This is a genomic window from Ruegeria sp. HKCCD7181 (assembly GCF_057221055.1).
On record NZ_JBWVBC010000001.1, the window covers coordinates 550,378 to 575,222 of the forward strand.

At 57.8% G+C, this 24,845-nt stretch carries 32 protein-coding genes; 18 read left to right on the forward strand and 14 right to left on the reverse strand.

All coding sequences use genetic code 11. The features are described 5' to 3' along the window. Positions 1–13: 13 nt before the first annotated feature. Entirely contained in the window at positions 14–622 is a 609-nt protein-coding gene (locus AC2TCY_RS02710; RefSeq protein WP_480845293.1) for an MlaC/ttg2D family ABC transporter substrate-binding protein, read from the reverse strand. Next, positions 612–1,376 carry an MlaA family lipoprotein gene (locus AC2TCY_RS02715; protein WP_480845495.1) on the reverse strand — a complete coding sequence of 255 codons (765 nt, stop codon included), beginning with the start codon at positions 1,374–1,376 and terminating at the stop codon, positions 612–614. Before AC2TCY_RS02715 ends, AC2TCY_RS02710 begins: the two co-directional genes overlap by 11 nt. A 347-nt stretch (positions 1,377–1,723) precedes the next feature. Here AC2TCY_RS02715 and AC2TCY_RS02720 point away from each other — a divergent pair, with 347 nt between their 5' ends. Genes AC2TCY_RS02720 through AC2TCY_RS02735 form a run of 4 tightly spaced genes read left to right on the forward strand, consistent with a single transcriptional unit; the run spans position 1,724 to position 4,481 of the window. Continuing rightward, positions 1,724–2,179, forward strand: coding sequence for a RidA family protein (locus tag AC2TCY_RS02720; RefSeq protein ID WP_480845294.1), 456 nt, complete (start codon positions 1,724–1,726; stop codon positions 2,177–2,179). Next, positions 2,176–2,946 carry a glycerophosphodiester phosphodiesterase family protein gene (locus AC2TCY_RS02725; RefSeq protein ID WP_480845296.1) on the forward strand — a complete coding sequence of 257 codons (771 nt, stop codon included), beginning with the start codon at positions 2,176–2,178 and terminating at the stop codon, positions 2,944–2,946. Before AC2TCY_RS02720 ends, AC2TCY_RS02725 begins: the two co-directional genes overlap by 4 nt. A 45-nt stretch (positions 2,947–2,991) precedes the next feature. After that, positions 2,992–4,179, forward strand: coding sequence for a GNAT family N-acetyltransferase (locus AC2TCY_RS02730; protein WP_480845297.1), 1,188 nt, complete (start codon positions 2,992–2,994; stop codon positions 4,177–4,179). Continuing rightward, positions 4,176–4,481 carry a 4a-hydroxytetrahydrobiopterin dehydratase gene (locus AC2TCY_RS02735; RefSeq protein ID WP_480845298.1) on the forward strand — a complete coding sequence of 102 codons (306 nt, stop codon included), beginning with the start codon at positions 4,176–4,178 and terminating at the stop codon, positions 4,479–4,481. Before AC2TCY_RS02730 ends, AC2TCY_RS02735 begins: the two co-directional genes overlap by 4 nt. On the opposite strand, the gene AC2TCY_RS02740 is transcribed toward AC2TCY_RS02735, so the two are convergent. The 4 genes from AC2TCY_RS02740 to AC2TCY_RS02755 all read right to left on the reverse strand — a co-directional run bounded on the left by AC2TCY_RS02740 (position 4,464) and on the right by AC2TCY_RS02755 (position 5,981). Continuing rightward, positions 4,464–4,772 carry a hypothetical protein gene (locus AC2TCY_RS02740; protein WP_480845299.1) on the reverse strand — a complete coding sequence of 103 codons (309 nt, stop codon included), beginning with the start codon at positions 4,770–4,772 and terminating at the stop codon, positions 4,464–4,466. The genes AC2TCY_RS02735 and AC2TCY_RS02740 overlap by 18 nt on opposite strands. Before the next feature lie 15 nt (positions 4,773–4,787). After that, the gene (locus tag AC2TCY_RS02745) at positions 4,788–5,135 is read right to left on the reverse strand and encodes an EF-hand domain-containing protein (protein ID WP_480845301.1); all 348 of its coding nucleotides are present in this window, start codon (positions 5,133–5,135) and stop codon (positions 4,788–4,790) included. An 11-nt stretch (positions 5,136–5,146) separates the two neighbouring features. Then, on the reverse strand, positions 5,147–5,392 hold the full coding sequence (locus AC2TCY_RS02750) for a glycine zipper 2TM domain-containing protein (protein ID WP_480845303.1): 246 nt from the start codon (positions 5,390–5,392) through the stop codon (positions 5,147–5,149). A gap of 103 nt (positions 5,393–5,495) precedes the next feature. Further along, a complete protein-coding gene (locus AC2TCY_RS02755) occupies positions 5,496–5,981 on the reverse strand; it encodes a redoxin family protein (RefSeq protein ID WP_480845305.1) in 486 nt (161 codons plus the stop codon). Between the two features lie 99 nt (positions 5,982–6,080). Here AC2TCY_RS02755 and AC2TCY_RS02760 point away from each other — a divergent pair, with 99 nt between their 5' ends. The 4 genes from AC2TCY_RS02760 (at position 6,081) to AC2TCY_RS02775 (ending at position 8,777) form a co-directional block, all read left to right on the forward strand. Next, positions 6,081–7,292 carry an NAD(P)/FAD-dependent oxidoreductase gene (locus tag AC2TCY_RS02760; RefSeq protein ID WP_480845306.1) on the forward strand — a complete coding sequence of 404 codons (1,212 nt, stop codon included), beginning with the start codon at positions 6,081–6,083 and terminating at the stop codon, positions 7,290–7,292. Next, positions 7,289–7,849 (forward strand): 16S rRNA (guanine(966)-N(2))-methyltransferase RsmD, encoded by a 561-nt coding sequence (gene rsmD / locus AC2TCY_RS02765; RefSeq protein WP_480845307.1) that lies wholly within the window; start codon positions 7,289–7,291, stop codon positions 7,847–7,849. The genes AC2TCY_RS02760 and rsmD overlap by 4 nt, the downstream gene beginning before the upstream one ends. An 88-nt stretch (positions 7,850–7,937) precedes the next feature. Next, entirely contained in the window at positions 7,938–8,573 is a 636-nt protein-coding gene (locus AC2TCY_RS02770) for an HAD family hydrolase (RefSeq protein WP_480845308.1), read from the forward strand. 24 nt (positions 8,574–8,597) lie between these two features. After that, complete coding sequence (locus AC2TCY_RS02775) at positions 8,598–8,777, forward strand: hypothetical protein (RefSeq protein ID WP_480845309.1); 180 nt, start codon at positions 8,598–8,600, stop codon at positions 8,775–8,777. On the opposite strand, the gene map is transcribed toward AC2TCY_RS02775, so the two are convergent. After that, entirely contained in the window at positions 8,765–9,577 is an 813-nt protein-coding gene (map, locus tag AC2TCY_RS02780) for a type I methionyl aminopeptidase (RefSeq protein WP_480845311.1), read from the reverse strand. The two genes, AC2TCY_RS02775 and map, sit on opposite strands and share 13 nt — an antisense overlap. A gap of 191 nt (positions 9,578–9,768) precedes the next feature. On the opposite strand from map, the gene AC2TCY_RS02785 reads away from it, so the two are divergent. Beyond that, on the forward strand, positions 9,769–11,430 hold the full coding sequence (locus tag AC2TCY_RS02785; protein ID WP_480845312.1) for a tetratricopeptide repeat-containing sulfotransferase family protein: 1,662 nt from the start codon (positions 9,769–9,771) through the stop codon (positions 11,428–11,430). A gap of 45 nt (positions 11,431–11,475) precedes the next feature. Here AC2TCY_RS02785 and sfsA read toward each other — a convergent pair whose 3' ends face one another. Next, on the reverse strand, positions 11,476–12,198 hold the full coding sequence (gene sfsA, locus AC2TCY_RS02790; protein WP_480845313.1) for a DNA/RNA nuclease SfsA: 723 nt from the start codon (positions 12,196–12,198) through the stop codon (positions 11,476–11,478). Positions 12,199–12,248: 50 nt separating this feature from the next. On the opposite strand from sfsA, the gene AC2TCY_RS02795 reads away from it, so the two are divergent. Genes AC2TCY_RS02795 through AC2TCY_RS02810 form a run of 4 tightly spaced genes read left to right on the forward strand, consistent with a single transcriptional unit; the run spans position 12,249 to position 15,160 of the window. Next, the gene (locus AC2TCY_RS02795) at positions 12,249–12,971 is read left to right on the forward strand and encodes a competence/damage-inducible protein A (RefSeq protein ID WP_480845314.1); all 723 of its coding nucleotides are present in this window, start codon (positions 12,249–12,251) and stop codon (positions 12,969–12,971) included. After that, on the forward strand, positions 12,968–13,678 hold the full coding sequence (locus tag AC2TCY_RS02800) for a GNAT family N-acetyltransferase (RefSeq protein ID WP_480845316.1): 711 nt from the start codon (positions 12,968–12,970) through the stop codon (positions 13,676–13,678). The genes AC2TCY_RS02795 and AC2TCY_RS02800 overlap by 4 nt, the downstream gene beginning before the upstream one ends. Before the next feature lie 10 nt (positions 13,679–13,688). Then, on the forward strand, positions 13,689–14,261 hold the full coding sequence (locus tag AC2TCY_RS02805; RefSeq protein WP_480845317.1) for a peroxidase-related enzyme: 573 nt from the start codon (positions 13,689–13,691) through the stop codon (positions 14,259–14,261). After that, on the forward strand, positions 14,258–15,160 hold the full coding sequence (locus AC2TCY_RS02810; RefSeq protein ID WP_480845319.1) for an OmpA family protein: 903 nt from the start codon (positions 14,258–14,260) through the stop codon (positions 15,158–15,160). The genes AC2TCY_RS02805 and AC2TCY_RS02810 overlap by 4 nt, the downstream gene beginning before the upstream one ends. Here AC2TCY_RS02810 and AC2TCY_RS02815 read toward each other — a convergent pair. Beyond that, positions 15,153–16,115 (reverse strand): sodium-dependent bicarbonate transport family permease, encoded by a 963-nt coding sequence (locus tag AC2TCY_RS02815; protein ID WP_480845320.1) that lies wholly within the window; start codon positions 16,113–16,115, stop codon positions 15,153–15,155. The genes AC2TCY_RS02810 and AC2TCY_RS02815 overlap by 8 nt on opposite strands. Positions 16,116–16,213: 98 nt before the next feature. Here AC2TCY_RS02815 and AC2TCY_RS02820 point away from each other — a divergent pair, with 98 nt between their 5' ends. After that, positions 16,214–17,131, forward strand: a complete 918-nt coding sequence (locus AC2TCY_RS02820; RefSeq protein WP_480845321.1) for a hydrogen peroxide-inducible genes activator — start codon at positions 16,214–16,216, stop codon at positions 17,129–17,131. 50 nt (positions 17,132–17,181) lie between these two features. Here the strand turns inward: AC2TCY_RS02820 and AC2TCY_RS02825 are convergent, their stop codons facing one another. Then, complete coding sequence (locus tag AC2TCY_RS02825) at positions 17,182–18,087, reverse strand: LysR family transcriptional regulator (RefSeq protein ID WP_480845322.1); 906 nt, start codon at positions 18,085–18,087, stop codon at positions 17,182–17,184. Between the two features lie 228 nt (positions 18,088–18,315). On the opposite strand from AC2TCY_RS02825, the gene AC2TCY_RS02830 reads away from it, so the two are divergent. Both AC2TCY_RS02830 and AC2TCY_RS02835 read left to right on the forward strand, forming a co-directional pair. Further along, positions 18,316–18,756, forward strand: a complete 441-nt coding sequence (locus AC2TCY_RS02830) for a DUF4399 domain-containing protein (RefSeq protein WP_480845323.1) — start codon at positions 18,316–18,318, stop codon at positions 18,754–18,756. Between the two features lie 103 nt (positions 18,757–18,859). Next, on the forward strand, positions 18,860–19,468 hold the full coding sequence (locus AC2TCY_RS02835) for a LysE family translocator (protein ID WP_480845324.1): 609 nt from the start codon (positions 18,860–18,862) through the stop codon (positions 19,466–19,468). Between the two features lie 30 nt (positions 19,469–19,498). Here AC2TCY_RS02835 and AC2TCY_RS02840 read toward each other — a convergent pair whose 3' ends face one another. Beyond that, complete coding sequence (locus AC2TCY_RS02840; protein ID WP_480845325.1) at positions 19,499–21,526, reverse strand: FAD-dependent oxidoreductase; 2,028 nt, start codon at positions 21,524–21,526, stop codon at positions 19,499–19,501. A 138-nt stretch (positions 21,527–21,664) separates the two neighbouring features. Between AC2TCY_RS02840 and AC2TCY_RS02845 the strand changes: the two genes are divergently transcribed. Beyond that, positions 21,665–22,153 carry an RNA pyrophosphohydrolase gene (locus AC2TCY_RS02845; RefSeq protein ID WP_480845326.1) on the forward strand — a complete coding sequence of 163 codons (489 nt, stop codon included), beginning with the start codon at positions 21,665–21,667 and terminating at the stop codon, positions 22,151–22,153. Positions 22,154–22,175: 22 nt separating this feature from the next. On the opposite strand, the gene AC2TCY_RS02850 is transcribed toward AC2TCY_RS02845, so the two are convergent. Beyond that, positions 22,176–22,712 (reverse strand): winged helix-turn-helix transcriptional regulator, encoded by a 537-nt coding sequence (locus AC2TCY_RS02850; protein WP_480845327.1) that lies wholly within the window; start codon positions 22,710–22,712, stop codon positions 22,176–22,178. A gap of 39 nt (positions 22,713–22,751) precedes the next feature. Here AC2TCY_RS02850 and AC2TCY_RS02855 point away from each other — a divergent pair, with 39 nt between their 5' ends. Then, on the forward strand, positions 22,752–23,129 hold the full coding sequence (locus tag AC2TCY_RS02855; protein ID WP_480845328.1) for a VOC family protein: 378 nt from the start codon (positions 22,752–22,754) through the stop codon (positions 23,127–23,129). A gap of 29 nt (positions 23,130–23,158) precedes the next feature. Here AC2TCY_RS02855 and AC2TCY_RS02860 read toward each other — a convergent pair whose 3' ends face one another. Beyond that, positions 23,159–24,148, reverse strand: a complete 990-nt coding sequence (locus AC2TCY_RS02860; protein WP_480845330.1) for an adenosine kinase — start codon at positions 24,146–24,148, stop codon at positions 23,159–23,161. Next, a complete protein-coding gene (gene nth, locus AC2TCY_RS02865) occupies positions 24,145–24,789 on the reverse strand; it encodes an endonuclease III (protein WP_480845332.1) in 645 nt (214 codons plus the stop codon). The genes AC2TCY_RS02860 and nth overlap by 4 nt, the downstream gene beginning before the upstream one ends. Positions 24,790–24,845 lie beyond the last annotated feature (56 nt).

Genomic DNA, 24,845 nt, shown 5'->3' on the forward strand with positions numbered 1-24,845 from the left:
AGCTATGGCAGGCTTAGCCGACCTTTTTCAGATCCTTGATCAGTTGATCCAGATTGCCTTTGCGTGCATCCAGCATCGCGCCAATTTCTGTGCGTTCGGTCAGCAGCAGGTTCACGCCTTCAATGAACATATTGTAGAACTTGCCGCTGCCGGATTTGTCCGACACCAGAAAAGTCACTTCGAACGGGGATGAGCCGCGCAGTTTGACCGAGGTTCTGACCTCGTAACCGGTTTTGATTTTTCGTGCGTTGCGAACCGTCACTTCACCGCCGATGAACTCACGGAAACGGCGACCGTATTTGCGGGAAATATAGCCCTGAAACGCCTTGGTGAATTGACGCAGCTGGGCCGGGCTGGCCGTGCGCGCATCAGCACCTAGCGCATAACGGGCCATGATCGGCACATCGCCATATTGCACAAAAATCTTCTGAAAGTCGCGCAGCATGGCATTTTCGGATTTACCGGACTCGATGACACGGGTGATGTCGGCCACCACGCTATCGACCAGTTGCTTGGCTCCGGCTTCGGTAAGTGCAAAAGCGGGCAGCGGCAAAGCTGCGACCGTCAGCCCGGTCAGGGCAGTTGCGACAAAGCGGCGGCGGTTCAACAGGTTATTCGGCATAGGGGTCCTCGTAGGGGTCGAGATAGGGGTCCCTGACTGGGTCGGTCCCGGTTGTGGCATAAGGGTCGTCATAGAGTCCCAGATAGGCCTCTTCGTCGTCCCTTGCCAGTTCAAAGCGTCGATTTTGCAGGTAGATCGTGCGCGCCTGGGCGTAACTGTCCGCACTTTCATACAGTATCGAGTCGACAGTATCCGAGAACCGCCCGCGGTCACCCATGCGGCGCACGATCTCGGCATAAACACCCAGGTTGTCTGCCGGGCGCGTTGGGCTGAAATTGATCGGATTCGAGAATAGATTGACCACAACCCCGACCGCATCGCGCGTAGTCGACGGGCCATAGAACGGTAGCTCGACATACGCACCCTCGCTAAAACCCCAGACATGCAGGGTCTCGCCGAAGTCCGTGTCGACAGGCGGCAGGTTCAGTTCATCTGCAGGGGATGATAATCCGACACCGCCAACAGTCATGTTGATCAAGAACCGAACTAACGCATTGCCCATTTGTTTCGGGTTGCCCTGCAACAGGTAATCCACTGCCTGACCGGGCAGCGAGATGTTTTCCGCAAACGTGTTAAAGCTTGTGACCATCGGGTCGGGCACAATCTTTACATATCCTTTTGACGCCGGGCGAAACAGAAACCGGTCTAGGCCCAAATTAAATTTGTGAATACCCCGGTTTGCATTTTCGTAGGGATCGAATATCTCGCCACGCGCCGCTTGCTCGGCCGGTTGCGATGCGCATGCGCTCAGCATGGCGATGACGGACAGAATAAAAAAGTGCTTCAAACGGACTCTGCTCGACACGGTCTTTGTTACTCCAGATCGCCGGTTCGGAATCACCAGGCTTTCAATCACTAGTGCTATGGCTGGTCTTCGGGGCCTCAAGTTGCTGACACATAAAAGTTTCAAGCTCGAATGGAAACACCTAGCCTTTAACCCGGCCAATACATTTCGGTAAAGTGACAGAAAGAACGATCATCGGAATAAGAGAAGTTACGCTCAGACCGTGGCAGTCGGCAAAATTTCAGGTTTCTGGCTTTCCCAGTCGCCTCATCCCGGTTAGCGTCCGCGCGAGTCGAATTTTAGGTGAGGAAAAACTCATGAGCATCGCGGCCAAATTGGACAGCCTGGGCGTAAATCTGCCGGACGGGCCAGCACCTGCAGCGAACTATGTACCCTTCGTGCGCGTGGGCAACATCGTTTATGTCTCGGGTCAGATTTCCAAGGACGACAATCTGATCACCGGCAGGTTGGGTGATGACATGGATGTTGAGGCAGGCGCAGCGGCGGCGAAAGTCTGTGCCATAAACCTGCTGGCCCAGGTCAAGGCGGCCTGTGGCGGCGACATTGAAAAACTGGTGCGTGTGATCAAATTGACCGGGTTTGTGAACTCGACCCCCGATTTTACGGCGCAGCCGCAGGTGATCAACGGCGCCTCTGATTTTCTGGTCGAAGCGCTGGGCGAGGCCGGGCATCACTCGCGCTCGGCCGTCAGTGCCGCATCCCTGCCGCTGGGTGTGGCGGTCGAAATCGAGGGGATTTTCGAAGTTCAATGACGCCATCACTTCCAGCAGAATTTCTGCGCCACCCGATCGCGCATCGGGCATTGCACGACGTTTCTGACAACCGCCCGGAAAACAGCCGGGCGGCCATTCGCGCCGCGGTCGACGCAGGCTACGGAATCGAGATCGACCTGCAACTGACCGCTGATGGTCAGGCAATGGTGTTTCATGACTACGACCTGACACGCCTGACAGGGCAGTCGGGTCCGATCCAGCAGATCACGGCAACGCAGGCGCATTCGCATTCGCTATTGCATTCGGATGGCGAAGGTATTCCGACTTTGGATGAGGTGCTGGAACTGGTTGCCGGCCGTGTTCCCCTGTTGATCGAATTCAAAGATCAGGATGGCGCGATGGGCACGAATATCGGTGCGCTCGAGGCCGATGCGGTTCGCGCATTGCAGGGCTATGACGGACCTGTGGCGTTGATGTCCTTCAATCCCAATTCCGTCGCGGAACTGGCGCGTCTGGCACCGCAATTGCCGCGCGGTATTGTAACGTGTGCTTACCAGCCCAAGGTTGAGCGTCTGCCTTCGCACGTGTGCGACCACTTGCGTGACATTCCGGATTTCACTCGTGTCGGTGCAAGTTTCATCAGCCACGAGGCCGCAGACCTTTCCCGTCCTCGCGTGGCGGAGCTGAAATCGCAGGGCGTCCCGATCCTGTGCTGGACTGTTCGCTCGCCGGAACAAGAGGCCGAAGCGCGCAAGGTTGCCGACAATGTGACCTTCGAAGGGTATTTGGCGGCACATCCTGCTTGAACCCACCCCGCGCTGTCACAAATAATGATCAGGCGCGGAGGGGACATGGATCAGGCACAAATCGAAGTACGGGTTCTGGGCTCGCTTTCGCAGATTTCTGCGACCGAGTGGGACAATTGCGCCTGCCCCGAAGCCGCGGATGGCGGACGCCCGTTTGATCCCTTTACCACCCATCGATTTCTGTCCGCGCTTGAGGAGAGCGGTTCGGTAGGGCGCGGCACCGGCTGGCAGCCACAGTACCTGACTGCCTATATGGACGGGATGCTGATCGGTGCGGCGCCGATGTACGTCAAATCCCACAGCCAAGGCGAATACATCTTCGATCACAGCTGGGCCCATGCCTATGAAAGCGCTGGCGGGCGGTATTACCCGAAACTGCAGATCGCGGTTCCGTTTACCCCGGCCACGGGGCGGCGGTTTCTTGTCCGACCCGGGTATGACGCTGTAGGCATGTCCGCACTGGTGCAGGGTGCTGTTCAACTGGCTGCCGAAAACCAGGTGTCGTCCCTGCACACCACGTTTTGCACCGAGGCCGAGGCGCTGGCGGGTGGGCAGATGGGCCTGATGACCCGAACCTCGCAGCAATTTCACTGGTTGAATGACAGCTATTCGGATTTTGATGGATTTCTGTCCGCCCTGTCTTCGCGCAAACGCAAGAATATCCGAAAGGAGCGAGCGCTGGCCTGTGGGTTTGGCGGGGACATTCGTACTCTGAGCGGTGCTGATCTTCGGCCCGAGCATTGGGATGCCTTCTGGCGCTTTTATCAGGATACCGGATCCCGCAAATGGGGCGCACCGTACCTGACCCGGCAATTCTTTGATATCGTGCAGGAAACCATGGCCGATGACATGGCCTTGGTTCTGGCCGAGCGAAACGGATACCCTATCGCGGGCGCGTTGAACTTCATCGGGCGCGAAGTGCTCTATGGCCGATACTGGGGCTGTGTCGAGCATCACGCCTGCCTGCATTTCGAACTGTGCTATTATAGGGCGATCGACTTTGCCATTGCCCACGGTCTTACCCGTGTCGAAGCCGGTGCGCAGGGCGAACACAAGCTGTCGCGTGGTTACCTTCCTACGCAAACGCACAGCCTGCACTGGATCGGCGATCCGGGCTTTGCGGACGCCGTTGCGAAATATCTGGACACCGAGGCCCATGCAGTGGGAGAAGAGATCGAGATTCTAACGGATTACGGTCCGTTCAGGAAATCGAACCCGGAGGAACAGCAATGACCGAACTATTGTCGACCGAGACCCGCGGCCCGCTGCTGGACCCGCTGTTCAGAAATGGCTGGACCATGGTCGAAGACCGTGACGCGATTACCAAGACCTTCATTTTCGAAGACTTTGTCCACGCATTCGGCTGGATGACCCAGGTGGCGATCTTTGCCGAGAAATGGAACCATCACCCCGAATGGTCCAATGTCTATCGAACGGTCGAGGTGGTGCTTTCTACCCACGATGTAGGCGGTTTGTCGTCTCTGGATGCCAAGTTGGCGCGTAAGATGGACAGCCTGTTATCGATCACCGCCTGATCCCATGCCGCCCGCCAGCATCGCGGCTACACCCATTTGTTCGAACTCGGCCGGGGTTACGGTGCCATCGCTGACGTCGATGTTGCCGGGAATGCCGGTCGTACGGTTGCCGACGGACCGGACACTGCGCGCGGCGGGATTGATGTCCAGACAACGCGTATTGTAACACGTCAATCCACTGGTATTGATCTGGATGCCTACCTGCCCGTCCGGCCCCGTAACCACAGTTGCCTGCGGTGCGTCGCAGGCCGCCAACAAGGCAACTGCGCCCAATCCGATCCATTTGTTCATTTCATGCTCCTGCCGCTAGTCCAAACGGCCATTGCCATCCTGATCGGCCGCGTTGAAGTCATCGTTCATCTGCGCGTCATACTCAGCCCTGGAAATAAGGCTGTCGCCGTCGCGGTCAACAGACTGAAACTGTTTGATATCCAGAAAGGGCTTAGCTTCGCTCTGACCCAGAGTGCCGTTCTTGTCATCGTCCATTTCCTGAAACGCGTAGTCCGAGAACGCGTTGAACTCTTCCTTGGACAGAAACCCGTCATTGTTGGTGTCGATCGCTTTCAACTCGGCTTCGTGCAGTTCCGCGACGCTCTCAGCCATGGCTGCGCCGGTCATCATCAGGGTCAGGATCACTGGAGTTACGGTTTTCATCTCAATTCTCCTCAGCACGCGTATCTCTGACCTTCGAAACCACCGGCGGCCGCGCCGGCAGCCGTCAGGATGGTTTTACCCGACCCGCCGCCGAATTGGTTGCCGATGGCACCACCGATCAAAGCACCGCCCAGAGTTCCGCTGAGACATGCAATCTCGTGCTGACGCGCAGCCTGTTGTTGCGGTGTCGGGGCCGGTCCGCAGGCTGCCAATGCGCCCGTGCAACCGAGGATAAACGTAATCGCCTTAAGCCTCATCAACGAACTCCTTGATTGAATGCGCCAAGTATTCGCGCATCGGGGCGTTGTATCAAGTTAAATAGGAATCATGCCGTCCGGTCAGCGCCAGGAGCCACCGAGCTCAGATCCTCTCCAGCAACCCTTCACCAGACGAAACCTCGCATGCCCCCAGGTCATCTTCAAGATTCAAGGCCACGACCTTACCGTCCTCGACCAACATCGCATAGCGCTTGGAACGAGAGAACAGGCCGACTTGCGGCGCATCAAATTCCATGCCGACCGCCCTGGTGAATTCGGATGCCGCATCGGCCATCATGGTCAGGCCTCCTTTGGTTGCTCCGGTGGCTTCGCCCCAGGCTTTCATGACAAAGGGATCATTGACCGAGACACAGATGATTTCATCCACGCCCTTTGCATCGAACTGATCCTTCGTGCGGATAAAACTGGGAACGTGTTTCGAATGACACGTGCCTGTAAACGCACCCGGCAAGGCAAAGATCACCACTTTGCGTCCTTTGGTCTTTTCCGAAACCCGAACCTCTTCCGGGCCGTCGTTTCCATTCTGGATCAATGTCGCATCGGGCAGAGTATCGCCGGCTGAAATCATTTAGAAGCTCCTGTCATTTGGATTTGCAGAGTCGGTCCCCGCCGCAATATAGGTGGGCAAGGGAACGAGACCACATAAAGAAGACAGGGCGGGAGGAATATGAGCCATATAGTAGTGATAGGTGCCGGACAGGCGGGGGCATCGCTTGTCGCCAGGTTGCGCAAGGACGGGTTCGAAGGTGACATCACCCTGATCGGGGCCGAACCGCATCTGCCCTACCAGCGCCCGCCGCTTTCCAAGGCTTATCTGCTGGGCGAGATGGAGCTGGAGCGCCTGTTTCTAAGGCCCGAAAGCTTTTATGCTGAAAACAACATTACCCTGAAACTGGGCCAGCCGGTGACTGGGATCGACGCGCAGGCCAAGACAGTGACGCTGGGTGATGAGGTGATTTCCTATGACGAACTGGCCCTGACGACCGGATCGGACCCGCGCCGCTTGCCCGCCGCCATCGGTGGCGATCTGGAGGGCGTCCACGTGGTGCGTGATCTGGCGCATGTCGACGATATGGGCCCCTATGTGACCGAAGGTGCACGTGCGCTGATTGTCGGCGGTGGCTATATCGGGCTCGAGGCCGCAGCGGTCTGCGCCAAGCGCGGGGTCCGGGTGACTCTGGTCGAGATGGCTGACCGCATCCTGCAGCGGGTCGCTGCACCTGAAACCAGCGACTATTTCCGCACCCTTCACAGCGAATACGGTGCCGACATTCGCGAAGGGGTCGGACTCGACCGCCTGCTGGGCGAAAACGGCAAAGTCACCGGGGCAGCGCTGACAGACGGCACCGAGCTGGACGTCGATTTCGTTGTCGTCGGTGTGGGCATCGCGCCCTCGACCCAACTGGCCGAAATGGCAGGGCTCGAGCTGGACAACGGCATCAAGACCGATGCCCATGGCCGCACCTCCGACCCGTCGATCTGGGCGGCGGGCGATTGCGCGTCCTTCCCACATCAAGGTGACCGCATTCGCCTGGAAAGCGTACCAAACGCGATCGATCAAGCCGAAGTCGTGGCGCAGAACATGCTGGGTGCGGCCAAAGACTATGTGGCTACACCGTGGTTCTGGTCGGACCAGTATGACATCAAATTGCAGATTGCGGGTCTGAACACGGGCTATGACCGTGTCGTCACTCGCAAGGGCGAGGGGCAGACCGTGTCTTTCTGGTATTACAAGGGTGATCAACTGATCGCGGTGGATGCAATGAACGACCCGCGCGCCTACATGGTCGGCAAACGCCTGATTGATTCCGGTAAGACCGCCGATCCGGCAATCGTGGCTGACCCGGATGCGGACCTGAAGCCGCTGCTCAAGGCGTGAGGATCATTGCCGGGGATTTCCGGGGCCGTGCCTTGGCCTCGGTCGGCAAAGGCGACGCGGGTGCGCATCTGCGCCCTACCACCGACCGGGTTCGCGAAAGCCTGTTCAATGTGCTGACCCACCAGATCGATTTCGAAGGCCTGCGTGTGCTCGATCTGTTTGCCGGTACTGGCGCGCTGGGCCTGGAGGCGTTGTCGCGCGGTGCGGACCACGTGACATTCGTAGACGACGGACGTGTGGCGCAGGGTCTGATCCGCAAGAATATCGACCTCACCCACAGCGCCGATCGAACAGATCTGATCCGGCGGGATGCAACGCGTCTGGCTGATAATCCCGGTGCGCCATATGACCTGATTTTTCTTGATCCACCTTATGGCAAATCCTTGGGCCAGAAGGCGATTGCCGCTGCGATTGCCGGAGGTTGGCTTAGTGATGACGCCCTGTTGGTCTGGGAAGAAAACGCCCCGATGGCTGCCCCCACCGGGTTCGACCTGCAGGACGCGCGGAAATACGGTGATACGCATATCTCTTTGATGTGGAGGACTGTTTCAGGTTGAAACAAGTCGGGCGGGTTGGTGCCGATTGCCGATTTGCATGTGACCGATCCCTCGGCTACGTCAAACCCTGAAGCAGGCGGAGGTCCACATGCATGATCTGGTCATATTTGATTGCGACGGCGTCCTGGTGGATAGCGAGCCCTTGTCCAATCAGGTATTGGTCGAGAACCTGGCGCGATATGGGTTGAACCTGACCTTCGAGGACAGCGTTGGTTTTTTCCTCGGTGGCACCATGACCGGAGTTCGCGACAAGGCGCGGGCGCTGGGCGCAGAGTTGCCTGATGACTGGGTTGATCAGGTATACGCGGAAACCTATGACCGCCTGCGGGCCGGTGTGTCTTTGGTGTCGGGCATTCCCGATTTGATAGAAACGTTGGATCAGCAGGGCATTCCGTTCTGCGTCGCGTCGAACGGAAGCCCGGACAAGATGAAAATCACACTGGGCCAGAACGGCCTGTGGGACCGGTTCAGCGACGTCATGTATTCGGCGCATGAGCTTGGAACTGCAAAGCCGGACCCGACGATGTTTGAGAAGGCGGCAGAAAGGTTCGGCGCCTCTTCCGCGGTCGTCATCGAAGACAGTCAGAACGGAGTTACCGCCGCAATCCGCGCCAATATGCGCTGTCTGGCCTATGCTCCGCACGGAGATGGCACAAAGCTGGCGGACCTCGGGGCCGAGCTGTTTACTGACATGGCCGAGGTTCCGGCGCTTTTGGGAATTTGACCCCTTCGTGCTAATATCCGGCGCATGGATCGCACGCTGACCCCTCCGCTGTGGGCCTTTTCACAGGACGCCGAAACCGAGACCGGGCCGGACCCCAAACCCATGCGCGCGCCAGTATTCATTCACGATGCGATTACGCCGTGGGGCAGTGAAACTCTGTTATTGAAAGTACTGCGCGAGCAGGCCGCGGATCAGGACGAATAGGTCGGGTGGAATTTGCCGCCCGGTGAAAGGGTAAAAATCTCGACCCCATCAGCGGTTACCCCCACCGAATGCTCGAACTGCGCCGACAGTGACTTGTCGCGGGTCACAGCGGTCCAGTCGTCGGCCAATGTCTTGGTCTCGGGGCGGCCCAGATTCACCATCGGCTCGATGGTGAAGAACATACCTTCTTCCAGCTTGGCGCCAGTGCCCGGACGACCGTAATGCAGAACGTTGGGCGGCGCGTGGAACACACGGCCCAGCCCGTGACCACAGAAATCGCGCACCACGCTCATCCGATGTGATTCGACATAGGCCTGGATAGCGTGGCCAATATCGCCGAACGTATTTCCCGGTTTGACCATTTCGATGCCTTTGAACAGCGCGTCATGGGTCACCTGGATCAGCCGCTCGGCCTTGCGCGGCAGTTTCCCGGCAACATACATGCGCGAAGTATCGCCGAACCAGCCGTCGACGATGACGGTGACGTCGATATTCAGGATATCGCCATCCTTCAGCTTCTTGTCGCCCGGAATTCCGTGGCAGACCACATGGTTGACCGAAATACAGCTGGCGTGTTGGTAGCCTTTGTAGCCAATAGTCGCCGATTTTGCGTCGGCATCCTCGACCATCTGTGTGATGATCCGGTCGATCTCGCCCGTGCTTTGGCCGGGAAAGACGTGTTCCGCAATATCGTCAAGAATCCGCGCGGCCAAGGCCCCTGCCGTGTGCATCCCGGCAAAGTCACCCTGTTCATAGATGCGGATACCGTCCTTGGTCAGACGGCCACGATGTTCTTTCATCGACGCTAGGCTCCAAATGTTTCGCGCAGCACTCCTTTTACGCTGCTTGTGCAGAAAGTACCAGAGGGTGCAGGGTCACAATGTAAAGGCCGCGGCGGCCAAACGCGTCATCGCAGGTGGACCCTGCGGACAGAATGAACTAGCACGAGGCGAACTGTTGCAGGTTGCGCAAACGACAGAAGGGCAAAGCAATGCAAAAAGCTGACCAGTTGAGGGCCGAGATTTCCAGCATTGCTGATCTGCTCAAAAACGGCCGGCCGGAACGTGCTTTCAAGCGGGCAACCAAGGCTGCCAAAAAGTGGCCAAATGTGCCGGCATTGCCAAGGCTTGCGGGGTTGAGTGCAATCCAGCAACAAAAATTCAAGCTGGCTCAGACGCATCTCGAACAAGCCTGGCGGCTGGACCCGGGAAATCCTGAATTGATTCAAAACTACGGGCTGAGTCTGGTTCAGGGCGGGGATGCAGACGCAGCGTTGCGGTTCTTCGCAAAGATTGGGGCGAAGGCACCTTTGACACCGCCTCAGCAGTTCATACGGGCAATGGCATTGCTGCGGGAGCGTGAGACGGAAAAAGCTCTGTCCGCAATTGAACTGGTACTGAAACGCCAGCCGGGAAACTTGCAGGCGCATTGTCTGAAGGCGGACATACTGGACGAAATGCATCAGTGGGACCGGGCCATCGGCGTGCTGACGGCGCTTGTCAGGCAGCATCCAAAGTTCCACTATGGTCAATTGCGTCTGGCCAAGGCTCAGGTTGGGGTGGGGCAGCTGGATGAAGCGCTGAAACATGCGCGCGCGGCGTTTGCGCTTGCCCCCGGCTTTCCCGAGACTCTTGAGTTCATGGCAACGCTTCCGAACCTATCGCCGGACGACTATTCGGCGTTGAAAACCCAGATATCAAAAGTGCTCGGCGCTGAACTGCCCAACAGGGAAGCAGCGTCGATGGCTCACTTCGCGGCTGCTGGCCTAGCGAAGCGGGATAAAGACATTGCGCAGGAGATGCATCACCTGACCGAGGCCCACACGTTGCTGAAAGAGGGCTTCCAAGAATGGGAAGAGCGCAGTGCGAAGGATTGCCGGAAACGGCTGGCTGCGCCTCTGCCCGTCGCTTCGGCTGATCCGCGTCCAGATGCACCGCGCCCGATCTTCGTTGTCGGCTTGCCCAGATCCGGCACAACGCTTGTCGAGCGCATTCTGGCGGCGCATTCCGGTGTTCAGGGGCTGGGAGAGCTCGCCAGTGTTCATCAATGGGCCAGGAAAGCCGAAGCCCAGCCATCCGAGGGGCAGCAGGCGCAGAAACTGGCGGATTTCTATATCGATTACATTCCGAAGCTTGCGGAAAACACAGTGGCATTTGTGGACAAGGCGCCGGGCAACTATGCGTTCCTTGGCGCTATGGCACAGGCTTTCCCGAATGCGGTCATTCTGAATGTTCAGAGGGATCCGCGAGATGTCGCGCTTTCTATGTGGCGCACGCATTTTGGCGCTGCAGGTCTCTATTTCACCCATGACTTCAAATGGATGGCGGCCGAGGCCAATCGCTATCGCCGCTACATGCTGCATTGGCAAAACCAACTGCCGGGCCGCATTCACAACATTCAATACGAATATCTGGTCGACAATCTGAACGCCGCCGCCGCTGAGCTTGCACAGATGTGCGATCTGCCCTTCGAAGACAGCATGCTGTCGCCGCAAAAATCGTCGGATGCCGTCAAAACGGCCAGCAGTTTGCAGGTTCGTAAACCGGTCAGCGCGTCTTCGGTCGGGCGCTGGCGGACGGTCGCGGATCAGCTTGAACCGTTTATTCAGGGTCTGGATACAGAGTTGTGGCCGGACCTAAGCGAAGAAACATAATTCGCAGTTAGCTTTACGGTTGGCCCGCGACAATTCTGAGCAGCTCTAGTGAGTACTGTTCAAAGCGATGGCACTCATTCGATGTATGTCCACCCAAACTCCTTTGGGCGAAATGCGCGTCCCGTAGACCAGCCGCTCGACGCCCTTGGCCTGTGCTACCTCAAATGCGGCGGCATAGGTCGGGTCGATATCTGACGCCAGCGCAAATCGGTCGCAATCTGTGCGCTGTACCAGATAAAGCATGATTGACCGGTGCCCCAGTGCCACCATTGCCGCCAGTTCACCCAGATGTTTGGTTCCTCGAGCGGTGACGCTGTCGGGGAATTCCGCCAGTCCGGGTTGGCGTGAGAGGGTGACGCTTTTGACCTCGACATAGGCATCGGGCAATCCGGGTTGGGTCAGCAGGAAGTCGATGCGGCTGTTTTCGCCGTATTTCACTTCGGTCCGCACGGATTCATATGCTGCCAATTCGGGTATCTCACCAGCCTCCAACGCTGCGCGCAGAGCTTTGTTGGGCACCGAGGTGTCAACCCCGGTGAAGTGCCCATTCTCATGATCGACCAGCCTCCAGCCGTACTTCAGCTTCTTCTTCGGATCGTCATTTGGTTCCAGCCAGATTTTCTCGCCCGGCTCGGCCAGTCCCATCATCGAGCCGGGATTGGCACAATGCGCTGTTACCTCACGCCCGTCTTCCAATCTGCAATCAGCCAGAAAGCGTTTGTAGCGTCGGATCAGGCGGGCGGGCACAAGGGGGGTTTCAAATCGCATGGCCAAGGGCCTATACCTGCCCTGACAGTCGATCAAGAGGAGAGGGTTCCATGGCCAATCCAACTGCCGCGATGCTTGTGATCGGGGATGAGATTCTGTCGGGCAGCACCCGCGACGCGAACATGCATTTTCTGGCGCAGGAATTGACCAAACATGGGATCGATCTGAAGGAAGTGCGCATTGTAAGCGATGATGCCCAGGCGATAGAACCTGCGATCAAGGCTCTGTCTCGGCTGTACGACCATGTCTTTACCAGTGGAGGCATCGGTCCGACCCATGATGACATAACCGCAGATTGCATGGCGCGGGCGTTTGGCGCGTCAATTGATGTCCGGGCGGATGCGCGGGCCCTGCTTGAGATACATTATGAGAAGTCAGGTCTGGAGCTGAATGAGGCCCGCCTGCGCATGGCGCGTATTCCGGACGGGGCGGAGCTGATCGACAACCCAGTGTCGACCGCGCCGGGTTTCAGCATCGGAAATGTGCATGTGATGGCCGGTATTCCGGTGATCTTCCAGGCCATGGTGGCAAGTGTCTTGCCTAGTCTGACGGGGGGAAGCCCCCTGTTGTCCCAAACCCTGCGTGTCGATCGTGGAGAGGGCGATATCGCCGCCACACTGACGGTTCTTGCTGAGGAGTTCTCGGATCTGTCTATTGGATGCTATCCGTTCCAGATGAACGGCGTATTTGGCGCCAACGTGGTGGTCCGGGGAGCCGAAGGCGCGCGCGTCGACGCCGCCATGACCCGCCTTGCCAAAGAGCTTGAACTGTGAGCGTCAGTTGGGCTGAAATCGTCGACGCCACTTGGCCCGCTGCGCGGTTCGAGCAGCTGGGCCCACTGCAGTTGCGTCATGGTCAAGGCGGCGGATCCCGCGTGTCAGCAGCCAGCCGATTGGGTGATGTAAGCAGCGCCGATATTGATACGGCCGAGGCTGCGATGCTGGCCATCGGGCAGAAACGCCTGTTCTGCCTGCGCCCCGGTGACGAGGTGCTGGACGGTCAGCTGGCAGATCGTGGGTATGATATCCTGGATCCTGTGAACATTTATTCTTGCCCGGTTGATCACCTGACAGACCTGCCGATCCCGCGTGTGACGATATTCAACATCTGGCCTCCTCTTGCGATCATGCACGAGATCTGGGCACAGGGGGGCATCGGTCCGGAACGGCTGGCGGTCATGGATCGGGTGCAGGGAACAAAGACCGGACTTTTGATGCGGCGCAAGGATCAGCCGGCCGGCGCGGGCTTTGTCGCGATTCACGACGGTATAGCCATGGTGCATGCGGTGGAAATCCTGCCCGAACATCGCCGTCAGGGGTTGGGGCAATGGGCCATGCGTGCCGCGGCCATTTGGGCGCTGGACAACGGGGCCCAGACCCTTAGCGTGATCTGTACCAAAGCGAATGCCGGGGCCAACGGCCTCTACCACTCGCTTGGGATGGAGATCGTCGGAGAATACCACTACCGGCAACGCGTCTGAGGAGACCGAATTGACCGATCAGGAAATGCCCACCGCGCTGAATTTACCGATGGTAGACCCGCTGCCGCCCGAAACGCAGAAGTACTTTGATATCTGCGTCGAAAAGCTGGGCATGATCCCCAATGTGCTGCGCGCCAATGCTTTTGACATCGAAAAGCTGAACACATTTACCGCGATGTATAACGATCTGATGCTGGCCGACAGCGCGTTATCCAAACTGGAACGCGAGATGATCGCTGTGGTCGTCTCGTCCATCAATAAGTGTTTCTATTGCCTCGTCGCCCATGGCGCTGCTGTTCGCCAACTGTCCGGCGATCCGCAATTGGGAGAAATGCTGGTTATGAATTATCGGGTCGCACCTTTGGATGACCGTCAGCGCGCCATGCTGGACTTCGCCGCCAAAATGACCACGTCTAGCGCCGAGGTTGAGGAGCCCGACCGTCAGCGTCTGCGCGAAGTAGGCTTCGAAGATCGCGACATCTGGGACATCGCGAATGTGGCGGGGTTCTTCAATATGACCAACCGCGTCGCCAGCGCCACTGGCATGGTTCCAAACCCCGAATACCACGCGCAGGCCCGATGATCCGAGTTCTGTCTTTGTGTGTGGTTCTGCTTGCCGGCCCTGTTCTTGCGCAAGACCTGACTCTGCCAGCCAGTGCGCGCCAGATAAGCGAGCGCACCAGCGCTTTGGACAGCTACGACTTGCCCGTCGGGGCCTTTGCGGATGACACTGTTCCCACCCGCACGGTCGAAGGACGGGTCGAACGGATCACGTGGCGGTTGCAGGCGGGTTCCAGCACGACACTGCAAATTCTGGCCCCCTTGCGAGACCAGCTTCAGGCGCAAGGGTATGAGATTGAATTCGAATGTGAGGCTCGGACCTGTGGCGGCTTCGATTTTCGCTTTGGTACAGAAGTTGTGCCGACGCCCGACATGTATGTGGCCATACATGACTACCGTTTCCTGTCCGCGACACGCGGGGATGAGGTTCTGACTCTGCTGATCAGCCGCAATCCACCAGCTGGGTATGTTCAGATGATCCGGGTCACGCCAGTTGGCACGAAACCCACGCCGCCTCTGGTGATCGAAGAAACGGTTGACGGATCGGGTGGGTTGTTGTCCGATCTGCGCCGAGACGGGCATGTAATTCTGGATGATTTGCACTTCCGGACGGGAGAAGTGGCGCTGGGCGAAGGACCGTTTGCTTCGCTGGCTTTGTTGTCCGCCTATCTGACTGATAATCCCGGCACCCGGCTGGCTCTGGTGGGGCACACCGATGATACCGGTGCACTGCAGGCCAATATTGCAGTCAGCACCCGGCGCGCCGAGACCGTTCGCACCCGTCTGATCGAAGCTCACGGTGTTGCCGCCGACCGCGTCGAGGCGCAAGGGGCCGGGTACCTGGCGCCGATTACCTCGAACGCGACACCTGCGGGCCGCGACATCAATCGCCGGGTCGAGGCGGTTTTGCTGGTCAACTGACCCACCACAGATACAGTGGCAGGCCAACCGTGATGTTGAACGGAAAGGACACGCCCAAGGACAGGGTTAGGTAAATTCCGGACTCGGCCTTGGGCAGTGCGATTTTCATGGCAGCTGGTACGGCGATGTAAGAGGCCGAAGCCGCCAGCACCATGAACAGGAAAAGGCTGCCTTGGGGCAATCCGATTATCATACCCATGGCCCACGCCATCATTGCGCCGATCAGCGGCATCAGCATGCCGAAGGCAAATAGCCCAACCGACAGCTTGTCACGGTTCCGGATCAGGCTGCGGCCCGCCGACAGGCCCATATCCAACAGGAATAGACACAGAATGCCAGTGAAGGGCGTCACGATGAAAGGCGCAATCATCTGCATTCCTTTACCGCCTGTGATGGCTCCGATCAGGAACGACCCTGTCAGCAGCACGATTGACCCGTTGGCCAGCAGGTCCTGCCAGATTTTGTCATCTTTAACTCTGTTGCCGCCCGTTTTATGCGCCAGCCACAGTGCTGACAGGATCGCGGGTACCTCCATCGCTGCGGCGACGGCGACCATGAACCCGTCATGGTCCAGCCCTGTCAGATCCAGCAAACTGGTGGCGGTGACAAAGGTCACAATTGAGATCGAGCCGTAATGTCCGGCAACAGCCGCCGCGTTCAGCGAATCCAGTCGCGTCATCACCCGCAGCAGACCAAAGCCCACGAATGGAATAGCAAATGACAATGCCACACCGCCCAATAGCGTCAGAAACAGGTCCTGATGAATGCCGTGCGCGGCCAGACTACTGCCGCCTTTGAAACCGATGGCCAGCAACAAGTACAACGACATGAATTTCACCGCTCCACCGGGAATCGACAGATCGCTACGCGCAAAGGCTGCTAGCAGCCCAAGAGCAAAAAACAATATAGTCGGCACCAGCAGATTACTGGAAAGCGTCTCGATAACCCCTGGCATTACAGGCTCCTGTTCCCTCGTTCCGGGCTAGGTGCCTTGCAAAATCGAACTCAACAAATACTATCTTGCTAAGATTTGGTTAGGTTGAAACTATAGATATGCGGCCCACTCTGCGTCAGTTGGAATACATCGTCACTGTCAGCCGCCTTGGACGCTTTAGCCTGGCCGCAGAGGTGCTGAATGTCAGCCAGCCCAGCCTGTCAGCCCAGATTGCGACCGTGGAACAAGAGCTTGGCGTCCGAATATTCGATCGCAACCGGGGCGGCGTTCACGTGACGGCGAGAGGCGAGGACTTCATCGCGCGTGCGCAAAAAATCCTGGCGGACGTGAAAGACCTGCGCCATGCCATGACCAGCGAGACACCGGTCGGCGGGCGCCTTCGTTTGGGTGTATTGCCCTCAATCGGACCCTATTTGCTTCCGCAAGTGATCAAAGAGGTGCACCAGATGCGCCCCGGCCTCCGCATCATCGTTCGGGAAGAAAACACCCGCGATCTGGAGCTGGGCCTGAAGTCAGGCCGCTTTGACTTGATCCTGTCGACTCCCGAGGATCACCCTAACACGATGCAACAGCGGCTGTTTAACGAAACCCTTTGGGTTGCCGTGGCCGTGGATGACATACTGGCAAGCGATCTGCAGGGGGCTACGGCTGCCGATCTCAAAAACCGATTGTTCCTGACACTGGACCAGAGCCACCGCCTGTCCCGTATCGTATATGCGCTTGCTGCGGAATGCGGCGGTGTGGTTTCGGACGAATATGAAGGCACAACTCTGGATTCCATTGTTTTGATGGCGGCCTCGGGCGTGGGGGTGGCTGTACTGCCCGATCTCTATGCGCGCAGGCAGGGTTTCTACCGGGATGAGGTGCGTCTGCGTCCTTTGAGCATAACTAACGCCAATCGCGATATTGCGTTGCTCGCTCGTCGAACAGAAAGTCCCTTACCGGGTCAGGCGGTTCTGACGAACTCGTTGCGTGCGGTCGCCAAGGCAATGGGGCTATCAGTCATCAACAAATAAAAAAAGCCCGCGCAAACCGGCGCGGGCTTACAGTTGCCACAGGGAGATTATTACCAGTCCATCGTGCCTTTTTCAGCAAAGGACTCGACAAGAAAATCAATGAATGCCCGTACCTTGGGTTGCGTAAAGCGGCCCGGCGGGTACACGGCGTAAATGCCCTGAACCTCATCCGGCAGCGACGGCATCGCGTCCACGACCAGACCGGATTTCAACGCGTCTGCATAAAGATAACTTGGCAGATGCGCGATCCCCAGGCCCGAGATAGCTGCATTCAGCAACGACTGCCCGTCATTGACACTCAGCCAGCCGGCAGTGCGCACCTGCCGCTTTTCACCGGACGGCGCGGTCAGCTTCCAGACACTGCCCGAAGACTGGCTGGAATAATGCAGCAGCTTGTGCTCGTTCAGATCATCAATCTTCTGAGGGCGGCCGAATTGCTCGATATATTTCGGCGCCGCGACCATGCGTTTTACGGTCTCGGTCAGTTTGCGCGCGCGTAGGGTGCTGTCTTCCAGCTCGCCAATACGGACGGCAACGTCAAATCCTTCGGAAATCAGCTCCACATAGCGGTTATTCAGCACCATGTTCACTGTAATGTCGGGGTAAGACGTCAGAAACTCTGAGAGAACCGGAGACAAGTGGTTTACGCCAAAATCCGTCGCGACACTGATCCGCAACAAACCCGACGGTGCAGATTGCATCGAAGTCACCAACGCGTCCGCTTCGCCTGCGTCATTGAGAACGCGTCGGGCGCGATCATAATAGGCCAAGCCAATCTCGGTTGGTGAAACCCGGCGCGTCGTCCGGTTCAGCAGCCGTGCACCCAATCGTGCCTCAAGGCTCGATACGTGCTTCGACACTGCCGATTTGGAAATGCCCATTTTTTTGGCCGCGTCGGTGAACCCCCCCTGGTCCACCACGTTGGAAAAGGCCTCCATTTCGGTTAGTCGATCCATTCTCGTACCCCAGGTCTTCTATTGGTTGTCTCACTATTGCGCTCAATCTGGGCGAGAACGGGGCAGACATGGGATAATATCAGGGTTTTGATTTGGATCGTCTTCAACTGGGAAACGTGGAAACGGTGGTTTCCAAAACGCCTATCGACCTTGTGAGGCACGGTTTTCCGGATTTCTGTTCAACTGTGCTATGCTGAGAATGGCAAATTTGTGACCTGGGAGGAGATCATGAAAGCCTTTTTATTAGCCGTCTTTTTTAGTCTGACCGCCACTTTTGTCTGGGCCGGCGGTGAAACACCGTCAAACTCCGACGCAAAGGTCTATTTCGCGAATCTGTCAGACGGGGACACGGTAACCTCGCCTGTCACTGTGGTTTTTGGACTCAGCGGAATGGGCGTTGCGCCTGCGGGAACTGAAAAGGAAAACACCGGCCACCACCATCTGCTGGTCGACCGCCCGCCTCTGGGCGAGGGTGAAGATGGCGCCGATGAGCTGGCCTATGGCTTGCCATCAGATGACAATCATCTGCATTTCGGCGGTGGGCAGACCGAGGTGACATTGGACCTGCCGCCCGGCGAGCACACATTGCAGCTGGTTCTGGGCGACGCCGGACACGTGCCGCATACGACGCCGATTGTGTCCGAGGTGATTACGATTACTGTGGAATAGGTGCCCAGCGGGCGATTGTTGCCCAAGCCCCAACATTCCGACAGTGTTTACATTCCCCGGTGGATGGGGAACCTTGCAGGCAACTGTTCTTTGAGGGGCGTGCATGTCGCTGGAGTTCTTTCTCACATCGTTGATTGTCGTGCTTTTGCCTGGTACCGGCGTGATTTACACTTTGGCCGTCGGCCTCGGGCGTGGGTTCCGGGCAAGTCTTGCTGCCGCCGCTGGGTGTACACTTGGGATCGTGCCCGCTGCTGTCGCCAGCATCGTCGGCCTCGCAGCGTTGCTGCATACCAGCGCGCTCGCCTTTCAGTTCATCAAGTATCTTGGCGTGCTCTACCTGTTTTATATGGCCTGGGGCATTGTAAAGGATGGCGGGGCGATGGAGGTCAACGCCGAGAAAACGAGCAAGGGGTATTTCAGAATCGCAGTGACCGGAACTTTGATCAACGTCCTGAACCCGAAACTTTCGTTGTTCTTTCTGGCTTTCCTGCCCCAGTTTTTGCCCGCTGACACGATGCATGCAGGGCTCGAGCTGGTAAAACTTGCCCTTGCTTTCATGGCCATGACCTTTGTTGTTTTCATCGGGTACGGCGCGTGCGCTGCCCTTGCCCGGGACTACGTCATTCATCGCCCATCCGTCATGGCGTGGATCAAGCGTTGCTTTGCTACGGTTTTCGGAGCGCTGGGCGTCAAGCTGGCGTTGTCAGATTAACCCTTACTCGAACACGCCAAATTGTGCGTTTCATAGGTCTGCAGCCAGCCGCGTCCCTTGATCGATCGCCCTTTTCGCGTCCAGCTCAGCAGCAATATCCGCGCCGCCAATCACGTGCGGCGTGACCCCGCGTTCGATCAGGGCATCCGCAAGGCTGCGTTCAGACACTTGACCAGAGCACAGCACTATCGAATCTGCCGCGATCATAGTCGGGTCTGCGCGCTCTTCTCCAAAACTGATATGCAGACCTTCGTCGTTGATACGCTCGTAATTCACTCCGCCAACGAAATTGACGTTCTTCATCTTCAGCGTAGCACGGTGAATCCAGCCCGTGGTCTTGCCCAGCCCCTTGCCGTGCGCCTGTTTCTTGCGTTGTAGCAGCGTGACTTGACGGGCAGGGGCGGCAGGTTGCGGGCCTTCGGGGGCCAAGCCGGACCGATGTTCTTCGGGATCAGTCACGCCCCATTCCTTCATCCAAAGCGGCAAATCGGTTGTCGCGCTGTGCCCGTTTTCCAGCAGGTATTCTGACACGTCGAACCCGATACCCCCGGCTCCGATCACGGCAACGGACTCGCCAACCTCGACCTTGTCGCGAAGCACATCGACATAGCTGAGCACATTGTCCCGATCCTGCCCCGGAATTTCCGGGTCGCGTGGGCTCACGCCAGTGGCAATGACAACCTCGTCAAAGCCCGCTAAGTCATCTGCGTTGACGTTCCGGTTTAGCTCAAGTTTGACGCCAAGATCGACGATCATTGTGCGATACCAGTCGACCAGCCCCCAGAACTCTTCCTTTCCAGGGATTTGTTTGGCCATGTTCAGCTGCCCACCGATATCACTGGCACGGTCGAAAAGTGTCACGTCGTGACCGCGCTGAGCGGCCGTCATGGCGGTCGACAAACCGGCAGGGCCAGCGCCAACTATGGCAATTTTCTTGGCGATCTCAGCCTTAGCGATCACCAATTCGGTCTCGTTGCAGGCGCGCGGGTTCACCAGGCACGTCGTCAGCTTGCCGCTGAATGTGTGATCCAGGCAGGCCTGATTGCAGGCAATACAGGGCGCTATTTTTGCGGCCTCGTCCGCCTCGGCCTTTGCCACGAAGTCTGCATCCGCCAACATCGGCCGTGCCAGCGACACCATGTCGGCGCAGCCGGTCGACAAGACCTCTTCGGCGACTTCAGGCGCGTTGATACGATTCGAAGTGATGATCGGAATAGACACCTTGCCCATCAGCTTCTTGGTCACCCAGGCAAAGGCTGCGCGCGGCACGCTGGTGGCAATGGTCGGAATCCGCGCCTCGTGCCACCCGATGCCGGTGTTGATAATGGTCGCACCCGCTTTTTCGATCCGTTGAGCCAGTTCAACAACCTCGTCATGCGTCGATCCATTTGGCACGAGGTCAATCATCGACAGGCGGTAGATGATGATGAAGTCGGTGCCCACGGCTTCACGTGTGCGGCGCACGACCTCAATGGGCAGACGCATGCGGTTTTCGTAAGACCCGCCCCAGTGATCGGTGCGCTTGTTGGTATGGGTCACAAGGAACTGGTTGAGGAAGTACCCCTCGGACCCCATGATCTCAACCCCGTCATATCCCGCATTCTGCGCCAGAACTGCGGCATTCACGATATCGCTGATCTGTTTTTCAATGCCCTCTTCGTCCAGCTCATTCGGTGGGAAGGGAGAGATCGGCGATTTCACCGGGCTGGGTGCGACGCATTTCGGGCCGTAGGCATAGCGTCCTGCGTGCAGGATCTGCATGGCGATCTTGCCGCCCGCGTTGTGCACCCGGTCGGTCACGATGGAATGGTTCGCCACGTCCTTTTCTGTTGTCATCATCGCCGCCCCCGGCAAAACTGAGCCTTCAAGGTTCGGCCCGATGCCGCCCGTCACCATCAGCGCGACGCCACCGCGCGCCCGGTCAGCATAGAATTCGGCCACCCGGTTCCAGTCACCGGTTTCTTCCAGCCCGGTATGCATTGAACCCATCAGGACGCGGTTCTTCAAAGTGGTAAAGCCCAGGTCCAGCGGGGCCAGCATGTTTGGGTACGCAGTCATGGCGGAACTCTCCCTCCCGAATTTGGGTGTTAGATTGACGTTCGCGTCAACATTGTCACGCGAAACCTAACGTCATCCCCTTTGCGTTCGGTGCAACGCTTGCTACAGACGCTGCAAAGCATGTTCACGAGGCCGCGCATGACCCCTGAAGAGATCGCCAAACTGCCATATCGTCCCTGCGTCGGGTTGATGCTGATGAATACCGACGGCAAGATTTTTGTCGGCATGCGCAATGACGGCCCCAAAGATGCGTGGCAGATGCCTCAGGGTGGTGTCGACAAGGGCGAAGACGCACGCGATGCAGCCCTGCGCGAGTTGTGGGAAGAGACCGGGGTGACCTCGGATCTGGTTGAGATTGTTGCCGAGACCGAGGGCTGGCTGCCCTATGATCTGCCGCATGATATCGTGCCGAAGATCTGGAAAGGCCGCTATCGTGGGCAGGAACAGAAATGGTATCTGATGCGGTTCAGCGGGCGGGATGATCAGATCAACATTCAGACGGACCACCCGGAGTTTGTTCAGTGGAAATGGCAGGACCCGACGCGGTTGGTTGACGAAATCGTTCCTTTCAAGCGAGAGGTTTATGAGCAGGTGGTCGAGGCATTTTCAGCATATCTGAAGGCGTAGGTCGCCTGAGGCCCAATTCCCTTTACAGCGTCAGACCAATCGCCTGATTGATCTCAATGCCCTTATTTATCGCATGATAGGTGGGAAACGGCGCGCGGCCTGACATATCAAAGTCGCGGCGCAGCCACGCCTGTTCTTCTAACTGGTGCAGCGATTTCGACAGCGCACGGTCGGTAATCGTAATCAGGTCCGATTTGAGGGTTGAGAATCGCCGGGGCGTTTCTGTCAGTGCCAAAATCGGCAGAGTCCAATTGCGTCGTACCAAGGTGAACTCAGAGACATCCGGAACTGCACGGACAATCCTGCTGGCCAGTTCGGCTGCTTCGATCCCGTCACGGGTCAGCCGAAATTCCGGACGTAGCGGATGGCCGTGACCCGGGTTCCGCTCAAGAAGCCCAAGATCGACAAGGTGTTCCAAGCTTGATGCAAAGGCTGTCCGGCTTGCGCCGGTCGCCGCAAGCAACGGGGCTTGCCGCCCTGGAACACGCGCATGCAGCGCCGCAAGTATACTCAGAGACCAAGCACGGGAGGTGAGCTTGACAAGTGTCTTAATGTCCATAAAGTATAGTTACTATATTTTAAAACTAAAGGAAAGCGCATGCCACTTGTTTCATTGGAAAACACCATTACGCTAGCAATCTCTGTGCGCGATCGCCACGCCAGTGCCGATTGGTATACCGACAAACTCGGGTTCGAACTTATCCACCACATTGATGAAGCCGGTTGGAGTGAGATGCACACTAAGACTGCGGGCGTAACCCTTGGACTTGGTGAACAGGCGGAACCGGCGCCGGGCAATACCGTTCCGGTATTCGGTATAGCAGATATCGAAACCGCGCGCGGCGCACTTGAAACGGCAGGTGTCAGTTTCGATGGCGCAACCGAAACCATCGAAGGGATGGTCAGCACCGCGACCTTCTATGATCCGGATGGCAACGCGCTGATGTTGGCTCAGGACCTGACGGGGGCAGGCTGACCCGCCCCACAGACTTCAATGTCCAGCGGTCAAAGCAACCCTTCGGCCCGCAGCAACTCCAGCATATTCGCTTCGGGCCTCGGGCCGATATGGCTGATGACCTCGCGGGCGCAGACATTACCTATACGTGCGCACGTTTCGTAATCGCGGCCAGTGGCCATCCCGAACAGGAACCCGGCAGCGAACTGATCGCCCGCACCTGTCGCATCGACCGGCACGACCTTTTCGACCGGTACGTCGATGCGGGTGCCTTCGTTCAATACGGTCACACCATCGCCCGACCGCGTGCAAACAACCAGAGGGCAGATCGCGGCAGTCTTGGCCAGCGCCTCTTCCAGATTGTCGGTCTCGAACAGCGATTTGATTTCCGCCTCATTGCCAATGACGAAATCCAGTTCGTTCTCGATCAGCAACAAAAAGTCGACGCGATGCCGTTCAACGCAGAACGGATCGGAAATAGCGATACCTGTTTTGCCGCCGCCCTTGTGGCAGTCGCGTGCGGCCTCAAGGAACGCGGCCTTTCCCTTCTCTTTGTCGAACAGATAGCCCTCAAGAAACATGATCTGGCTGTTGCCGGCCACGTCGCTGGATACGTCGGCAGACGACAGTTCCGAGGAAATCCCCAGATAGGTGTTCATCGACCGCTCACCATCTGGTGAGACGAAGATCATCGAACGCGAGGTGGGCAACTCGCCGCCGGGGACTGGCGGGTTGACGAAATCCACACCGTCCTCGTTCATGGCGTCGGCATAGAAGCGCCCCAGAGCGTCGTCATGCACACGACCGATAAAGGCCGCGTCCAGCCCCAGCGCACCTGCGCCGGCAATCGTGTTTGCGACTGAACCACCGGGAGTTTGAACGCGGCCTTCCATCGCCCCGTACAACACTTCGCCCCGATCCCGCTCGATCAGCTGCATGATGCCTTTTTCGATGCCCATCAGTTCCAGAAAGTTGTCGTCGGCTTGCGAGATGACATCCACAACGGCATTTCCGATGCCGACAAGCTGGTAGGTTTTCATAGGTTCTTGTCCTCAAATTCGCAGAGATCGCGGATGATACAGGTTCCGCACAGCGGTTTACGCGCTTTGCAGTGATAGCGGCCATGCAGGATCAGCCAGTGATGTGCATGCAGCTGAAAGTCGGTTGGAATGTTGTCTTCGATGGCGCGCTCAACTGCGTCGACGTTCTTTCCAGGGCAAATACCCGAGCGGTTGCCGACGCGAAAGATGTGGGTATCCACAGCCTGCGCCGGGTAGCGCCACCACATGTTCAGAACGACATTCGCGGTTTTGCGCCCCACGCCGGGCAGCGATTGCAGCGCCGCGCGTGAGTTCGGCACTTCACCGTCGTAGTCTTCAACCAGAATACGGCTTAGCTTGATCACGTTCTTGGCCTTCTGGCGGAACAGACCGATGGTCTTGATATGTTCGATCAGGCCCTCTTCGCCCAAATCCAACATCTTTTGCGGCGTGTCGGCGATCTTGAATAATGCGCGCGTGGCCTTGTTCACCCCCGCATCTGTCGCCTGAGCTGACAGAGCGACGGCAACGACGAGGGTATAGACGTTCACATGCTCCAGTTCGCCCTTGGGTTCCGGGTCAGCCTCGTGAAAGCGGTTAAAGATCTCGCGGATCGTGTGATAATCGAGTTGTTTTGCCATCCGGGCCTTAATGCCGTGCAGTGGTGCAGGCCGCAATTGAAAACGGCATGCAAAAC

Excerpts from the sequence above, each read along its gene's own strand:
- AC2TCY_RS02710 (WP_480845293.1), bottom strand. The coding sequence starts at position 622 with ATGCCGAATAACCTGTTGAACCGCCGCCGCTTTGTCGCAACTGCCCTG.
- AC2TCY_RS02715 (WP_480845495.1), bottom strand. The coding sequence starts at position 1,376 with ATGCTGAGCGCATGCGCATCGCAACCGGCCGAGCAAGCGGCGCGTGGC.
- AC2TCY_RS02720 (WP_480845294.1), top strand. The coding sequence starts at position 1,724 with ATGAGCATCGCGGCCAAATTGGACAGCCTGGGCGTAAATCTGCCGGAC.
- AC2TCY_RS02725 (WP_480845296.1), top strand. The coding sequence starts at position 2,176 with ATGACGCCATCACTTCCAGCAGAATTTCTGCGCCACCCGATCGCGCAT.
- AC2TCY_RS02730 (WP_480845297.1), top strand. The coding sequence starts at position 2,992 with ATGGATCAGGCACAAATCGAAGTACGGGTTCTGGGCTCGCTTTCGCAG.
- AC2TCY_RS02735 (WP_480845298.1), top strand. The coding sequence starts at position 4,176 with ATGACCGAACTATTGTCGACCGAGACCCGCGGCCCGCTGCTGGACCCG.
- AC2TCY_RS02740 (WP_480845299.1), bottom strand. The coding sequence starts at position 4,772 with ATGAACAAATGGATCGGATTGGGCGCAGTTGCCTTGTTGGCGGCCTGC.
- AC2TCY_RS02745 (WP_480845301.1), bottom strand. The coding sequence starts at position 5,135 with ATGAAAACCGTAACTCCAGTGATCCTGACCCTGATGATGACCGGCGCA.
- AC2TCY_RS02750 (WP_480845303.1), bottom strand. The coding sequence starts at position 5,392 with ATGAGGCTTAAGGCGATTACGTTTATCCTCGGTTGCACGGGCGCATTG.
- AC2TCY_RS02755 (WP_480845305.1), bottom strand. The coding sequence starts at position 5,981 with ATGATTTCAGCCGGCGATACTCTGCCCGATGCGACATTGATCCAGAAT.
- AC2TCY_RS02760 (WP_480845306.1), top strand. The coding sequence starts at position 6,081 with ATGAGCCATATAGTAGTGATAGGTGCCGGACAGGCGGGGGCATCGCTT.
- AC2TCY_RS02770 (WP_480845308.1), top strand. The coding sequence starts at position 7,938 with ATGCATGATCTGGTCATATTTGATTGCGACGGCGTCCTGGTGGATAGC.
- AC2TCY_RS02775 (WP_480845309.1), top strand. The coding sequence starts at position 8,598 with ATGGATCGCACGCTGACCCCTCCGCTGTGGGCCTTTTCACAGGACGCC.
- map (WP_480845311.1), bottom strand. The coding sequence starts at position 9,577 with ATGAAAGAACATCGTGGCCGTCTGACCAAGGACGGTATCCGCATCTAT.
- AC2TCY_RS02785 (WP_480845312.1), top strand. The coding sequence starts at position 9,769 with ATGCAAAAAGCTGACCAGTTGAGGGCCGAGATTTCCAGCATTGCTGAT.
- sfsA (WP_480845313.1), bottom strand. The coding sequence starts at position 12,198 with ATGCGATTTGAAACCCCCCTTGTGCCCGCCCGCCTGATCCGACGCTAC.
- AC2TCY_RS02795 (WP_480845314.1), top strand. The coding sequence starts at position 12,249 with ATGGCCAATCCAACTGCCGCGATGCTTGTGATCGGGGATGAGATTCTG.
- AC2TCY_RS02810 (WP_480845319.1), top strand. The coding sequence starts at position 14,258 with ATGATCCGAGTTCTGTCTTTGTGTGTGGTTCTGCTTGCCGGCCCTGTT.
- AC2TCY_RS02815 (WP_480845320.1), bottom strand. The coding sequence starts at position 16,115 with ATGCCAGGGGTTATCGAGACGCTTTCCAGTAATCTGCTGGTGCCGACT.
- AC2TCY_RS02820 (WP_480845321.1), top strand. The coding sequence starts at position 16,214 with ATGCGGCCCACTCTGCGTCAGTTGGAATACATCGTCACTGTCAGCCGC.
- AC2TCY_RS02825 (WP_480845322.1), bottom strand. The coding sequence starts at position 18,087 with ATGGATCGACTAACCGAAATGGAGGCCTTTTCCAACGTGGTGGACCAG.
- AC2TCY_RS02830 (WP_480845323.1), top strand. The coding sequence starts at position 18,316 with ATGAAAGCCTTTTTATTAGCCGTCTTTTTTAGTCTGACCGCCACTTTT.
- AC2TCY_RS02835 (WP_480845324.1), top strand. The coding sequence starts at position 18,860 with ATGTCGCTGGAGTTCTTTCTCACATCGTTGATTGTCGTGCTTTTGCCT.
- AC2TCY_RS02840 (WP_480845325.1), bottom strand. The coding sequence starts at position 21,526 with ATGACTGCGTACCCAAACATGCTGGCCCCGCTGGACCTGGGCTTTACC.
- AC2TCY_RS02845 (WP_480845326.1), top strand. The coding sequence starts at position 21,665 with ATGACCCCTGAAGAGATCGCCAAACTGCCATATCGTCCCTGCGTCGGG.
- AC2TCY_RS02850 (WP_480845327.1), bottom strand. The coding sequence starts at position 22,712 with ATGGACATTAAGACACTTGTCAAGCTCACCTCCCGTGCTTGGTCTCTG.
- AC2TCY_RS02855 (WP_480845328.1), top strand. The coding sequence starts at position 22,752 with ATGCCACTTGTTTCATTGGAAAACACCATTACGCTAGCAATCTCTGTG.
- AC2TCY_RS02860 (WP_480845330.1), bottom strand. The coding sequence starts at position 24,148 with ATGAAAACCTACCAGCTTGTCGGCATCGGAAATGCCGTTGTGGATGTC.
- nth (WP_480845332.1), bottom strand. The coding sequence starts at position 24,789 with ATGGCAAAACAACTCGATTATCACACGATCCGCGAGATCTTTAACCGC.